11 protein-coding genes and 1 pseudogene are annotated in these 10,773 nt (G+C 43.9%); 7 read left to right on the plus strand and 5 right to left on the minus strand.

The genetic code is table 11. From position 1 onward, the window contains the following. The coding region (locus EWV84_RS02785; RefSeq protein ID WP_185240746.1) for a helix-turn-helix domain-containing protein at positions 1–95 on the minus strand (95 nt) is incomplete at its 3' end. A 372-nt stretch (positions 96–467) separates the two neighbouring features. Between EWV84_RS02785 and EWV84_RS02790 the strand changes: the two genes are divergently transcribed. After that, positions 468–1,094 carry a DUF2301 domain-containing membrane protein gene (locus EWV84_RS02790; RefSeq protein ID WP_287076293.1) on the plus strand — a complete coding sequence of 209 codons (627 nt, stop codon included), beginning with the start codon at positions 468–470 and terminating at the stop codon, positions 1,092–1,094. A 347-nt stretch (positions 1,095–1,441) separates the two neighbouring features. Here the strand turns inward: EWV84_RS02790 and EWV84_RS02795 are convergent, their stop codons facing one another. From EWV84_RS02795 to EWV84_RS02810, 4 genes are all read right to left on the minus strand, one after another. Further along, entirely contained in the window at positions 1,442–2,440 is a 999-nt protein-coding gene (locus EWV84_RS02795) for a nitrate ABC transporter ATP-binding protein (protein ID WP_287076295.1), read from the minus strand. 47 nt (positions 2,441–2,487) lie between these two features. Next, complete coding sequence (locus EWV84_RS02800; protein WP_287076297.1) at positions 2,488–4,494, minus strand: ABC transporter ATP-binding/substrate-binding protein; 2,007 nt, start codon at positions 4,492–4,494, stop codon at positions 2,488–2,490. Between the two features lie 168 nt (positions 4,495–4,662). After that, on the minus strand, positions 4,663–5,490 hold the full coding sequence (ntrB, locus tag EWV84_RS02805; protein WP_287076299.1) for a nitrate ABC transporter permease: 828 nt from the start codon (positions 5,488–5,490) through the stop codon (positions 4,663–4,665). A gap of 172 nt (positions 5,491–5,662) precedes the next feature. After that, positions 5,663–6,985 carry a CmpA/NrtA family ABC transporter substrate-binding protein gene (locus tag EWV84_RS02810; protein WP_287076301.1) on the minus strand — a complete coding sequence of 441 codons (1,323 nt, stop codon included), beginning with the start codon at positions 6,983–6,985 and terminating at the stop codon, positions 5,663–5,665. A gap of 972 nt (positions 6,986–7,957) precedes the next feature. Here EWV84_RS02810 and EWV84_RS02815 point away from each other — a divergent pair. The 6 genes and pseudogenes from EWV84_RS02815 to EWV84_RS02840 all read left to right on the plus strand — a co-directional run. After that, positions 7,958–8,722, plus strand: coding sequence for a PEP-CTERM sorting domain-containing protein (locus EWV84_RS02815; protein WP_287076303.1), 765 nt, complete (start codon positions 7,958–7,960; stop codon positions 8,720–8,722). 157 nt (positions 8,723–8,879) lie between these two features. Then, positions 8,880–9,152 carry a BrnT family toxin gene (locus EWV84_RS02820; protein WP_287076305.1) on the plus strand — a complete coding sequence of 91 codons (273 nt, stop codon included), beginning with the start codon at positions 8,880–8,882 and terminating at the stop codon, positions 9,150–9,152. Further along, positions 9,139–9,390 carry a hypothetical protein gene (locus EWV84_RS02825; protein WP_287076307.1) on the plus strand — a complete coding sequence of 84 codons (252 nt, stop codon included), beginning with the start codon at positions 9,139–9,141 and terminating at the stop codon, positions 9,388–9,390. The genes EWV84_RS02820 and EWV84_RS02825 overlap by 14 nt, the downstream gene beginning before the upstream one ends. A gap of 90 nt (positions 9,391–9,480) precedes the next feature. Beyond that, positions 9,481–9,759: a hypothetical protein gene (locus EWV84_RS02830; RefSeq protein WP_287076309.1), complete on the plus strand. Its 279-nt coding sequence runs from the start codon at positions 9,481–9,483 to the stop codon at positions 9,757–9,759. Continuing rightward, the gene (locus EWV84_RS02835; protein WP_287076311.1) at positions 9,695–10,471 is read left to right on the plus strand and encodes a transposase family protein; all 777 of its coding nucleotides are present in this window, start codon (positions 9,695–9,697) and stop codon (positions 10,469–10,471) included. Before EWV84_RS02830 ends, EWV84_RS02835 begins: the two co-directional genes overlap by 65 nt. Before the next feature lie 184 nt (positions 10,472–10,655). After that, positions 10,656–10,773 (plus strand): annotated as a pseudogene (locus tag EWV84_RS02840) (IS1 family transposase); the annotation flags it as partial.

Here is a 10,773-nt window from a genome sequence, read left to right on the forward strand (position 1 = left end):
TTGTTGTAAACTAATCTTACACAGCCCAAAGTGCGCCGCAATAGCGACTCTTGTTCTGGTGTGGGGTAAAATCGAAACGAATAGGCTTTTTCCATGTCTCACATTTTAGCATATATTTGTGGTCTGCTGAATAAATCTAAAAACCTTGTTGGGTAAGACTTTTAGACTTTTTGTCAATCAAAAAGTACCAGGCCTGGGAGTGATCAGGGGGAAAATTCAGGTACTTTTTCCCTGAAAATTAGGTAGTTGACCACCTGAAAATCGGTAAAACCCATCCCCCAACCCCCAACCCCCAACCCCCAACCCCCAACCCCCAACCCCCACCGAAAAACTTTTTCAGCAGACCCTATTTGGTAAATGCGCTAATATTTAACAGTAAAGCCGTCGCAGAACTACGGGGTTTCAGACCCAAATTTTCGATGATTTGTAGTCAATCTTTTCTAAGCTTCCCTTTTTCTTTAGAGCTTATGACTTCCTCTACTGTCGATCGAGTTTATCAAGGTCAATTCGGAGAGTTTACAATTACCGATAGCGATCGCCTAGGCGTGCGTCTCTACCGTCTGGGGTTAAATTTAGCGGCTTTTAGTTTCGCTGTCGCTACAATTATAGTTCTCACCCGACCGCAATTATTGCCCCTGACTAACCTTTTATACATTGGTTTTTGTCTGGGGTTAGGCATCAGTTTATTGACTATCCATATTTATTTAATTCCCCTCCATCGTCTCCTGCAAGTTTTTTGGCTAATCGGGGTGATTACTTCCCTAATTTTCAGCCTCTATTCTCACCTTTCTCCCCTAGAATTTGTCTATAACCATCCGGTGAGTTTATTCGGTGTCGGCTTTATTTTTGCTAGTCTCACGGGGATTTATTTCAAAGAAGCTTTTTGTTTTAATCGTCTAGAAACCAAGTTTTTAACCCCTCTAGTTCCCACCCTTTTACTCGGTCATCTTTTGGGAATATTGCCCTTAAATTGGGAAAAGGTGCTATTAATTCTCTGGGCGACTTTATTCGTTATCTTTGCTCTGAGAAAGTTAAGCCAACCTCTCCCCAACGATATCGGTGATAAATCGGTCTTTGAACATCTTAATCATTGATAAACTCTCCAGAGATTAATCGGAAAATATTCGGGGAATTAAGAGTGATCAGTAAACAGTAATCAGTAATCAGTGAAAAGACAGTAGGAAACTTCTATTTAATACTGTCATACTAAATCCGGTTATTAAAGACTGATTATTCATTCTCCCTATTGCCTTCTGCCTTTTGCCTGTCCTGATATGTAGCCTATACTCAGCGGATTTAGTATCACTTAAAACTCAAATCTGATAACTGATAACTGATAACTGATAACTGATAACTGATAACTGATAACTGATAACTGATAACTGATAACTGATAACTGATAACTGATAACTGATAACTGATAACTGATAACTGATAATACTTATTTGGGGGCCTCGATGGTAGGGGGATTAGTAGTATTGGGAGTCTTGCTAGTGAACATTTGTATCAGACTAAAACCGACAAAAGCGAGTAAGGCTATGCCACCAATAGTAGTAACAATTTTACCGACGAGATTTTCTGTGCGGGGTTCTTCGGGGGCATCCTCGTTGGGGTCCTCCGAATGGGCAAAACGATTGTAGAGGAAATCGAGGGCTTCATTGCGGAGTTCGTAGTAACGGGGATCTTCGGTGATTTGGGAACGAACCCGGGGACGAGCAAAAGGCATCTTTAACACCTCACCGATTTTAGCGCTCGGGCCGTTGGTCATCATCACCAAGCGATCGCACAAGAACAAAGCCTCATCGATATCGTGGGTAATCATCAACACGGTTAACTGGTGTTCTTGCCAGATTTTCAGCAATTCTTCCTGTAATTCCTCTTTGGTGATCGCATCTAAGGCCCCAAAGGGTTCATCGAGGATGAGGACTTGGGGACGAATGGCCAGGGCGCGGGCGATCGCAACCCGTTGTTTCATGCCTCCCGATAACTGGGGGGGTTTTTTCTGGGCTGCTTCTGTCAATCCCACTAAGGATAGATTTTCTTCCACGATCTTCACCTTCTCAGCCTGAGTTTTTTGGGGATAAACCGAATTAACCCCGATATAAACGTTCTCAAAGGCAGTTTTCCAGGGCAAAAGCGAATAATTTTGGAATACCATCATCCGGTCTGGTCCTGGTTCCTTAACCTCTTTGTCCTGTAGCAGCACTTGCCCACGACTAGGAGAAGAAAACCCCGCCACCATATTTAAAAGGGTCGATTTACCGCAGCCGGAGTGACCGATAATGCAGACAAATTCCCCCTCATTAACTTGCAGCTCCACACCGTCTAAAACGGTGTAAACCCCTGCTTGAGTGGGGTATTCTTTGGCAACATTACTAACTAATAAAAAAGGCTGGGTGGTGGTGCTGGAATTCACGGTCTTATCGGTAAAAGTTTGCATAATTCGTCCTAGATTTATTTTAAGGTGGGCTTTGCCCACCACAACCATTAATTAGCGACAGGATCATCGAGGAGAACTTCCGAGACGCGATAATCGCGACGGATCGAAAAACGTTCCAGATAGCCGATCGGATCGTCGGGATTGAAAATAAGATGATCAAAGAGGGCGAAACTGTGGCGATCGGGTTCCAAATCGGGAATGCCCAGGAACCTGCAAGCTTCGCCAAACAGATCGGGACGACGGACGCGTTCAATCACTTCCACCCAGTTGCGGGGGAAAGGCGCGTAACCCCAACGGGCAAGCTGAGTTAGGGTCCATAGGGCCTCACTCCGGCCCGGACAGTTAGCTTGATCGACGTAAAACTGATTAAATCGGAATAGGGGTTCGGGGGCAGTTCCTAAACCGCGATCGTAACCGTCGAGGAAACCGGGGCGGATAATTGCGCTATCCACGCCCACATACTGGGACTGACTGAGAATATTAACGATTTCTTCTCGATTACGCCGATCATCGCAGTATTCACAGGCTTTAATTAAAGCTTTGACCATGGCGATATGGGTTTCGGGATGTTTCGCCGCCCAAGTTTCCTTGACCCCGAGGACTTTTTCCTGGTGTCCGGGCCAAATATCAAGATCGGTGGCGATAACGTAGCCTAATTTTTCCTGAACGGCGTAGGAGTTCCAGGGTTCCCCCACACAATAACCGTCGATCTTACCTGCTTTTAGCAGGGAAACCATCTGAGGCGGCGGAATTACGGTTAAATTCACATCACTATCGGGATCGATGTCGCCACTAGCTAACCAGTAACGTAACAGCAAATTGTGCATGGAGGCGGGGTGAACCATGCCGAAAGTGGCGATTTGGTCGGGACTTTGCAGGATGGCATCCTTTAAGTCGCCCAGTTTTTCTACCCCCAATTCCCTGTATTTATTGCTGAGGGTGATGGCGTTACCGTTGCGACTGAGTACTAAAGCACTAATCACGGGGACAGAGGGCTTATTGCCAGCGCCAATGGTCATACTGAGGGGCATTCCCGCCACCATCTGGGCCGCATCGAGACGACCGGTAGCTACCCCTTGGGCGATCGCTTTCCAGTTGGGTTCCCTTTGCAGGACAACACCCTCTAATCCTTCCTCGGCGAAGAAACCTTTCTCTTGGGCGATAATAATCGGGGCGCAATCGGTGAGGGGGATAAAACCGATGGTGGGATTGGTTTTCAGTCCAGGAGCCTTGGCTATAACCGTCACCGGCCCGGTTGGTCGACCGACTTTCTTCGATCGCTTCTGTTGGTTGAGGAAATAAACGATCTCGTTACGGAGGGAGTAGTAACTGGGGTGATTAACCACTTCCAAACGATGCCGGGGCCTGGGAATGGGAACATCGAGAATCTGACCGATATGGGCCTCTGGTCCGGTGGTTAACATCACCACTCGATCGGATAGTAATAGGGCCTCATCCACATCGTGCGTGACCATGATACAGGTAACGTGACTTTCCTCGACGATTTCCATCAAACGTTCCTGTAAATTGCCTCTGGTTAACGCATCCAGCGCCCCAAAGGGTTCATCGAGTAGCAGGACTTTTGGCCGTAGGGCTAAAGCGCGGGCGATCGCTACCCGTTGTTTCATGCCTCCCGATAATTCTCCCGGTCGTTTGTTGGCCGCATGGCGCAGGTGTACCATATCGATACTATGTTCGATGACACTTTTGCGTTCAGCGGCCGGCAGATGACGCAGCACACGGTTAACTCCTAGGGCGATATTTTCCCGGACGGTTAACCAAGGCAGCAGAGAATAATTCTGGAAGACCACCATGCGATCGGGACCGGGGTCTTTAATTTCTCTTCCCTCTAAAATCACCCCCCCCACCGTGGGGCGATCGAGTCCGGCGACCATATTTAAGAGGGTGGATTTCCCACAACCGGAGTGACCGATTAAAGAGATAAATTCCCCTTTAGTAACGCTGAGATCGATATTTTTTAGGGCGATATATTGACGGCCATCAGGGAGAGGGAAAACCTTATCAATGTGATCGACTTCAATAAATGCAGACATTTTCAGTTATCAGTTATCAGTTATCAGTTATCAGTTATCAGTTATCAGTTATCAGATGTGAGTTATCAGATGTGAGTTATCAGATGTGAGTTTTTAGTTGACTGTTTACTTAAAAAGCTCCCCACACCCCACACCCTGCCCCCACCGAAAAACTTTTTGCCGCAAACCCTATTTATTTTCTTCGGGTACAACTAATTTAGCGATGTAGGCCATGAGGCGATCGAGTAAGAACCCAACAATACCCACATAAATCAGGGCTAGGATAATTTCACTGATCATGGAACTATTCCAAGCATCCCAGATAAAGAAGCCAATTCCCACGCCACCGATCAGCATTTCTGCCGCTACAATCGCCAACCAAGATAAACCGATACCGATTCTTAATCCAGTGAAAACGTAGGGAACGGTGGCGGGAAAAAGAATATTGAAAAAGTATTCAACTTTGGATAATTTCAGCACTCTAGAGACGTTTTTATAGTCTTGGGGAACCTGTTGTACTCCCACGGCTGTATTAATAATAATTGGCCAAATTGCTGTAATAAAAATTACAAATATGGCACTAGGTTCGTTATTGCGAAAAGCCGCTAGGGAGATGGGTAGCCAAGCTAGGGGGGGAACGGTACGCAGGATTTGGAAAATCGGATCGATCGCATCATAAATTAGGGCGTTGCTACCGATTAAAATACCCGCAGCGATGCCAACAATAGCCGCTAGGGTAAAACCGACGGCCACCCGTTGTAAACTAGCGAAAATTTGCCAGAATAACCCCACATCCGTGCCACCATTATTGAAAAAGGGATTAATAATTAATTCCCAGGTATCGCTAACCACTTTGGTGGGACTAGGAAGGGGGGCATCGGGACTAAAACAGAGTATTTGCCAGATGAGGAGAAAAATTAATAAAGCAATAGCCGAAGTTGCTAGTTTGGGTAATTTTTTTTGCAGGTCTTTTACCCATTTCGGACCTTGAGAACGACGAGAAATAGAAACAGCCATAATCAGTTATCAGTTATCAGTTATCAGTTATCAGTGGTTGAGTTATCAGTGGTTCAGTGATCAGCATTGCTCTTGGCTTGATCCGCAAGAATTTTAGTTATCAGTTATTAATTAACAGTTGTCAGAAAATCATCTTTAACTGATTACTGATTACTGATTAATGCTCACTGATTTAAATCTTTTTGATCTTGAGGGAATCGAGGTAGGCTTGGGGATTTTCGGGATCAAATTTCACACCATCGAAGAATGTTTCCACGCCGCGGGAGGTAGAAGTAGGAATTTGATCGGCCGGAACATTGAGGGCTGTGGCGGCTTCTCTCCAGATATCTTCCCGGTTAACTTTATCAACTAAAGCTTTGATGTCCGTATCGGCGGGAATATAGCCCCAACGGATGTCTTCAGTCACAAACCAAGTATCATGACTCTTGTAGGGATAGGAAGCGTTATCGCGCCAGAATTTCATGGCTAAGGGGCTATTTTCGATTTTGCGACCATCACCGAAATCGATATTACCTTGCATTCTTCCCAAGATATCGGCGGGGTCAATTTTCAGCCATTCCCGTCCTGCAATGATCTCGCACATTTCCTTAACATTAGCGGGATCATTGCACCATTGTTGCGCTTCCAGAACAGCCATGGTTAAAGCTTTTGCCGCTTTGGGATTTTTGTCCACCCAATCGGCGCGTAAAGCGAAGGCTTTTTCGGGATGGTCTTTCCAGAATTCTCCAGTGATCAGGGCAGTGTACCCGAGGCTTTTGGAGACGATTTGGGCGTTCCACGGTTCGCCGACACAGAACGCGTCCATGGTGCCGACTTTCATATTGGCCACCATCTGCGGCGGGGGAACGACGATGAGGGAGATGTCATTATTGGGATCGATGCCGCCCGCAGATAGCCAGTAACGCATGAACAGGTCGTGGTTGCCCCCTGGAAAGGTGACGGCAGCCTTCATTTCTTTGCCGGCAGATTTCGCTTTGGTGAGGGTTTCTTTGAGTTTAGAACTGTCGAGGTCGAGTTTTAAATCCGCGTGGGATTTGGAGATCGATATCGCTTGACCGTTGGTATTCAAACGCGCCAGGATATACATCGGTACGGGCTGTTTGGTGATTTTGCCCAAGGTCATTAGGTAGGGCATGGGGGATAAAATATGCGCCCCATCGATACCGTTACCCGCCGAACCTAATTCTAGGTTATCCCGGGTGGCAGCCCAAGAGGCTTGTTTCATCACTTGCACATCGGGCATCCCGTGTTTAGCGAATAAACCTTTTTCTTTGGCGATAATTAAGGGGGCAGCGTCGGTGAGGGCAATAAAACCTAGTTTAGCGGTGGTGACTTCGGGAGTTTCTCCACCCGCAACGGGGGAAGCGGCAGGACTACCGGCGGGGGAGGGACTGGTGGCGGTATTATTGGGAGTGGTGCAACCGTGGAGAATTGCCGTTCCTACGGCAGTTGCCCCGGCAGCAAAGATAAATCTACGTCTAGAAAGTTTACTCATGGTCCAATAAATCGTGATTAGAAACTAAACAAAGGTGATGAAACGGTGAAAAATTCTCATGACTTCCCCTAACTGACCGCGGTGATAACCGAGAAAATTTCTTTAAAGTAACTGTTGATTGAGTAAGGATGCTGTAACTATTTTTATCTCTTGATCGCTTTTGCTTGTCCATCTACAGAGATTTAGCAATAGTTTTTGTCTAAGAGATTTTTTCTAGAAGCATAACAGTTTTGAGGAGTCGATAGATAGGGGCGGTTTTTAGTCATCTGGGCTAGAAAGATCACTTTATTTTAGGGTTATCACCGAAGCAATTAACTTAAATTTACAGTCTTCAACGGGAAAGATAGTATAGATTGTTACAAAATATTGCTGGTCATGTAATAACAGCATAAAAATTTGTCGGAAACGCATGGTGAGGTGATGGGGATTTTTTAGAGATGCGCTTGCCCTGTTCTCCCTAGTCTCGATGATGGCAGTCCCAAACGCGGCTGCGAGGGCCCGATGATTAGCTGCTATCAGTGGGATTAGACTCTATTTTCATCGAGAGGGCTTCGACGGAAATGACGGGTCTTAATCTTCTCCAAAAACGGATTTTAGCTCTCATGAAGGTTTCTGAATCTATCTACATTATTCACATCGATGGTTGAAATGAGATAAATCTACCCAATTTTTTCTCAATAAAGTTAGACAAATTTACCCATTTTTTTCTCAATAAAGTTAGACAAATTTACCCATTTTTTTCTCAATAAATAATGTAAATTATTGTAAATTTCGTCGATTAGAGTTGGCAAAATCGGAGGGGAGGGGGGTAAAATGGCTTGTATTCTGACTTGTTCTTGGAAGCAGAAACTAACCTCGAATTGAAGAATTGGCAATTTTGAAATAACGAACTATTTCCAATAATTGCCAAGGTTAAGAGATTAGCTGCTTCTAGGAGATAGTCAGGATAATCATTTATTTTGAGGAAAATTTATGAAAATCAAAACTTCGACTGCGATCAAAAAGCTGTCAACTGCTACTGCTTTTGCAGCTATATCTGCTTGTAGTTTGGTCATTTCTAAAGTAGAAGCAGCAATCATGCAAGTAGCTCCTGGTACACTAACAGGAACAGGTTTGATTACCTTTGATGATGTAGCGGGCGGTACTGCTCCAGGTACTAACTATAATGCTATCTTCGAGTCTAATGGGGCAGATTTTGCTGAACGCTTCGTTGGTCAGTCACTCTCCTTCAGCGGGGACTCTGATATTCTGTCAGGTCTCCCGACGGGACCGCTGGCTTTACAAGTTGGTGCCGCCAATCAGAATCTCAATGTTTGGACCTATAATACTTCTCAAGTTCTCACCGGTCTTGGTCCGAAGGGATTCCCGGGCTTCGATGCAATTGGTGAAGGGTCTTTTGCGGTTCTGTTTGATTTTGACCAGTCAGAATTTGGCTTTGATTTAATAGGCGGTGATGGTGGTTCTGCCACTGTTAATTTCTTCAAGCGTGATGGCTCTCTAATAGACACTATTACACTCTCTGGCTTAGCTAATACTTCCTATGCCTTCAAACAGACGAGCGGAATCAAGGAGATTGCTGGCATCTCTATTTATAACACTGATCCAGCAGGGATAGGATTTGATAATCTCATCCACGATGTACCAAGGGAAAAGGTTCCCGAACCTGCTTCAGTTTTAGGCTTACTCGCCCTTGGCGCTTTAGGTGCGGGTTCAATTATCAAGCGCAAACTAAAGTAGAAAACTGGCAAATCTAGCCTTAAATTGACAGCGATCGCGCTAGATGGAGAAAGTGCGATCGCTTTTTGGTGATAATGATAGGAGTGTGGAGGAATTAAGTAAAATTGACGCTCCCGTACTTGTGGTTATAAGAAAAAATTGCTGATACAATATTTTCATGCAGTTTGACTGGGACAAAAACAAGGCAGCAAGGAATCTATCGAAGCACGGAGTTTCATTTGAGGAAGCAAAAACTGTTTTTGATGATCCTCTCTATGTTGACTTCTATGATCCAGATCATTCTGAGAGCGAAGAACGATACCTTATTGTTGGCGAGTCAGATCGAGGGCGATTGTTAATTGTATCCTATACTGAAAGGGAAGATTCAGTTAGACTCATCAGTGCCAGAGAAGTAACGCGAACCGAACGAGAAGCTTATGAAGAGGGATGAGCCAGACATAGAAGATGATTTACGGACAGAGTATGACTTGAACCGCCTCCGAGTTAGAAAGTTAGGCTCTGGAAGAAAAAGCTTTGGTGGAGTCACTGTGCTGTTGGAGCCTGATGTCGCAGAAATGTTTCCTACTGCTGATGCGGTTAACGAAGCATTACGATTTTTGATAAGAGTAATGCGAGATAACAAAACTATTGTTCCTACAGCACAAGCTAATATCAATGCTGATTCCTGACAAGATGTAGGACTGGATTAGACCTCTCCATAATTTAATTAAATCACAATAATAGGATATAATAAAACAAATATTGACTCAAAAAAAGCCATGAAAAACTACACTTGGGAATACATTCAAAAATATCCGAAACAAACTAAAAGACTATTGGGAATTGACTGCCAACAACTAGAACAACTGATGGCACTTGGAAAACTTATACATCGGAAAAAACAATCAGAAATCGAAAAAACCAAAATTAGGATTAATCAACCAGGAAGCGGAACACCTCCTAAATTATCAGCTATGGGAACAAATTGTTCTAATGTTGGTTTATTTAAGACATCATCTAAGCTTTCAAATCTTAGGACTAATGTTTCAAGTGAGTGAATCAACGGCTCATAATATCTTTACCTATTGGCAAAAACTTTTTGAAGGAGAGTTACCGCCAAGTTTGTTAGAACAAATAAAGAAGTGCCAAGAAGAGGAAATAATAATTGAACAATTAAGGGATTATGAGTTGATTGTCGATAGCGCAGAACAGCCCGTGGAGAGGCCGACCGATTATCAAGAACAAAAAATATATTATTCGGGAAAGCAAAGAAGACATACTTTAAAAAGTCAATTTATTGTCTTGCCAAAAGCTGAAGATATTGTTGATGTAGTTATTGGTCAACCTGGTCCGACGAGCGACATAAAAATCTGTCGGCAAACTTTAAGCAAATTCGATTCTCAACAAACTTTTATTGGAGATAAAGCTTACCTAGGAGAAAATCAAATCAGAACTCCTGATAAAAAACCTAAGAATGGAGAATTAACCGAGAATCAAATTAAAGAGAATAAAGTTTTATCATCTCGGCGAATTTTTGTTGAGCATTTAATTCGAGTTGTCAAAATATTTAAAGTAGTTCAAGAAAGATTTAGATTAAATAAAAGTCGATATAAATCGGTTTTACTTACCGTTTGTGGCTTAGTAAGGTTGAGAATTAGTGCGCTAATTTTAGAAGTAATAGAATGGGAGGAATCAGGGGAAGTAATTGACGTTATAATTAGCCATAGTTTTCCGTCAAAATTGGATTTTGTCTCTTCAAACCCTGATTAATCGGTTTTGAGAGCTAATTTTGACTATTGGTCTAATCTGCCTCTCTTCCTTGCTGTGACTGACTTATAAATTTTTGGAGATGTCTATTGAGTATTTATAGGAGAGCAGAAGCAATAGTTCAAATCTCGGATTAGGGGTGATCGCGCTAGATGGGGAAAGTGCGATCGCTTTTTGCCGCAAACCCTATTTAGGAGATAGGAGTCGTCAATCAGCCAAAAAACTTTGGGACAGGCCGACCAGGTGTTTACCGACAATGCGCGGTTGCTTACACAGACTTTTGGGAGTCCTATAAGACAGTAATT

This window comes from Microcystis sp. M_QC_C_20170808_M3Col (genome assembly GCF_007095505.1).
Taxonomy (GTDB): Bacteria; Cyanobacteriota; Cyanobacteriia; order Cyanobacteriales; family Microcystaceae; genus Microcystis.

Excerpts from the sequence above, each read along its gene's own strand:
- EWV84_RS02790 (WP_287076293.1), top strand. The coding sequence starts at position 468 with ATGACTTCCTCTACTGTCGATCGAGTTTATCAAGGTCAATTCGGAGAG.
- EWV84_RS02795 (WP_287076295.1), bottom strand. The coding sequence starts at position 2,440 with ATGCAAACTTTTACCGATAAGACCGTGAATTCCAGCACCACCACCCAG.
- EWV84_RS02800 (WP_287076297.1), bottom strand. The coding sequence starts at position 4,494 with ATGTCTGCATTTATTGAAGTCGATCACATTGATAAGGTTTTCCCTCTC.
- ntrB (WP_287076299.1), bottom strand. The coding sequence starts at position 5,490 with ATGGCTGTTTCTATTTCTCGTCGTTCTCAAGGTCCGAAATGGGTAAAA.
- EWV84_RS02810 (WP_287076301.1), bottom strand. The coding sequence starts at position 6,985 with ATGAGTAAACTTTCTAGACGTAGATTTATCTTTGCTGCCGGGGCAACT.
- EWV84_RS02815 (WP_287076303.1), top strand. The coding sequence starts at position 7,958 with ATGAAAATCAAAACTTCGACTGCGATCAAAAAGCTGTCAACTGCTACT.
- EWV84_RS02820 (WP_287076305.1), top strand. The coding sequence starts at position 8,880 with ATGCAGTTTGACTGGGACAAAAACAAGGCAGCAAGGAATCTATCGAAG.
- EWV84_RS02825 (WP_287076307.1), top strand. The coding sequence starts at position 9,139 with ATGAAGAGGGATGAGCCAGACATAGAAGATGATTTACGGACAGAGTAT.
- EWV84_RS02830 (WP_287076309.1), top strand. The coding sequence starts at position 9,481 with ATGAAAAACTACACTTGGGAATACATTCAAAAATATCCGAAACAAACT.
- EWV84_RS02835 (WP_287076311.1), top strand. The coding sequence starts at position 9,695 with ATGTTGGTTTATTTAAGACATCATCTAAGCTTTCAAATCTTAGGACTA.